This window comes from Lysinibacillus sp. 10T31 (assembly GCF_056394365.1).
In genome coordinates this window covers 1-2,671 of record NZ_JBFTHS010000118.1, presented here as the reverse complement: position 1 = coordinate 2,671, position 2,671 = coordinate 1, and the positions used below count along the sequence as shown (strand labels likewise).

Genomic DNA, 2,671 nt, shown 5'->3' with positions numbered 1-2,671 from the left:
AATCATGTTTCTGCAAGTAGGGGGCGAACGGTTTAGTTGACGGGGTCAAGCCCCACGAGCAGTTACGTTCTACCCTGGCTACTGCTATAATAAAACCATTTTAAAAATGATCAACCAGAAATATCTGGTTGACCTTATAATACGAACGAGGCAGTTTAGTTGAAGAGTGTTGTTTAACTTGTAATTCAACAATCGGGCCAGATTGTTGAGGAACGTTTTCAATGGATGTTATTGTTGAAATATAGAGTTAGATAAAGATTAACTCCATTTTGATCAATCTTTTTTTAAAATGGAGTTTTTGCATTTGCTGATAAATAAAGTCTGAAGGTAATTTTTTGATCAATCTGTATTCTAAAGCTATATTTACTTGTTTTTTATTTTTTATTTGTAAGTAAATCTTTATTTGGTTGGGAAAATAAAGCAAGGAGGTGAAATAATCCAGGTAAAACAATTAACATACCAACAATCGCATATATTTGACGCGTACTTAAATCTAAAAATGTTGAGGAAGCAAAYAATATCCCTAATGGCATGGTAACTCGAATGAATAGTAATCGAACTGCACTTAGTTGGGTTAAACGATCTCTAGGAGCTTCACGCTGAAAAATYGCTGCACTTTGAGCATTGAATAAAGGAAATACCATTCCTCCAAACAATTCACACACCCATGCAATAGGAACTGAATTTACAAAAAACAAGAGTACGAATGAAAGACCTCCTCCTATTAAACCGAGGTACATAGTTTGATAAGTTTTTGGTAACTTCGTAAGTAGTACCATACCTACARCATAACCGACTGGGAAAGACCCAGAAAAGATCGCATATTCCCAAGAATGACCATTAAGGTCTCCTCGTATAAAAGGAATACTTAAAACCATCGTTGCTCCAACCGCAAATTGTACCGTGGAAGAAAGAATGGTAAGTCGAAAAAGATTTGGATATTTAAAGAATGTTCGATASCCTTCYTTCATTTCTGCCCACCAAAATTTCTTTGTCCAAGTTGCCACTTTCTTYTTACTKGATTGAGGGATACGTGAAAGTGCGAGAAAGCTGACGAGGAACATAACAGATGAAAATCCATATATAAAATGTATAGGACTGACCAACAGCAATAATGAAGTTGCTCCAGGAGCGATAAAACTCATAAGTCGAATAGTTCCATCTAGTAATGCATTTGCTTCGACAAGTTCTTTCTCTTTACAAATTTCTGGTAGAAGTGAAAAAGATAGACTTGCGTAAATTGGTTGCATCAAGCCTAACAAACATTGTAAMACGACTAATCCTAAAATGGTTCCCACGTCTGTACCAATTAAATAACCAACAAGTGGAAGGATGTAGGCTCCAGCACGAATCAACTGTATGTTTTGAAGCATTTTCTCCTTCACAACATGGTTTAGGAAAGGCGCACTAATGCCTTGCAAAATTAAAGAGGGGATAAAATATACAAGCCAAAGTACACCYATCCATTCCCTTGAACCTGTCAATTCATAAAGTAAYAATCCATTAATGATTCCTCCAGCTGCTCCACCAAATTCGGATACAATTTCACCTATCCAAAGTGCTTTAAATGACTTAGAGAACTTATTCATTTGTGAACCCCCAGGTACTGAGTGAGTCGTYCAGAAAAAGCRTTAATCTGCGTTAGATTTGCTGAATAGATACCTTTATCAACACGAATAAACTTTGYTGCTTTCAATATAGAAAGTTGGTGATGTAGTGTTGTTTTAGATGTATTAAACTGCACGCTCAACTCTTGAAGTGATAAAGGTCCCTTTAGAAGTTGATAAAGCAATTTCAATCGAAGTTCATCCCCTAAGGCCTTATGACCACGAATTAACTCATTTGATGGAACACCAGGCTCTATCAAATATTCTTCCTTTAAAGGATAAAAGAAAAGTTTAGTATCAGGTGTGCGTTTTTCTAAGATCCAAGGACGATAAGATACGTGTGGAATTAATTTGACATTCCAGACAGAAGGTTCAGGGAGATACTTGATTCCACCCGTAATTCGTTCGATTTCCTCAATAGGATTTGTTATATCCAATGATTTGTATTGTTTCTGTTCAAAAGCAAGCGCATGAGTCCATTTTTCCCATTCTTYTTGTTGACTTACCCACATGTRCCACTCAACCAATGTATTGTTGAATAGGTCACAAATTTCTTGTTGTGTATAACGACTAAGATTACGCACATACCCACCTAAGTAATCGTGGTCTTCAAAATATGTCGCATACTTCTCAAATAATTCACCTCGATGATGTTCAGTGGCTGTCGCTTTTCTTATAGGCTCTGTATTCCGATCTTTGTAMGGCAAAAGTATGTCATAAAAGCGAGCAATTGGAATTWCTGAAAGTTGATTCGAAAAATCTTGAACAGATAATGCAGATAGTTTATCTTGAAGCATAATCAGTCCATACCATAAATTGGTCTCCTCAATTACYTTCAAATGTTYTAATAATGATGAAGGYATTGAATCTTGCTCTGATATCCACTTTTCATCTAAATCGAATGTATGTCGAAGTTGTCCATRTGTGTACCCTGCAATACCAAGTATCACTTCCCAAACAGGTGAGGATTCTACTTGTAAGGAAATGCTTTCAGCTGGATATGGAGAATAAAGGTGTTTCATAAAAGAGCCTCCTTATTATGTATTTCCTATATTCTAATATAT

Annotated in this window: 2 protein-coding genes; both read right to left on the bottom strand. The window is 36.1% G+C overall.

Annotated features, from left to right (window positions below):
• Positions 1 to 374: 374 nt before the first annotated feature.
• Complete coding sequence (locus AC1DCY_RS26995) at positions 375 to 1,589, bottom strand: MFS transporter (protein ID WP_477355715.1); 1,215 nt, start codon at positions 1,587 to 1,589, stop codon at positions 375 to 377.
• Positions 1,586 to 2,629 (bottom strand): ArsR family transcriptional regulator, encoded by a 1,044-nt coding sequence (locus AC1DCY_RS26990; protein WP_477355712.1) that lies wholly within the window; start codon positions 2,627 to 2,629, stop codon positions 1,586 to 1,588. The genes AC1DCY_RS26995 and AC1DCY_RS26990 overlap by 4 nt, the downstream gene beginning before the upstream one ends.
• Positions 2,630 to 2,671 lie beyond the last annotated feature (42 nt).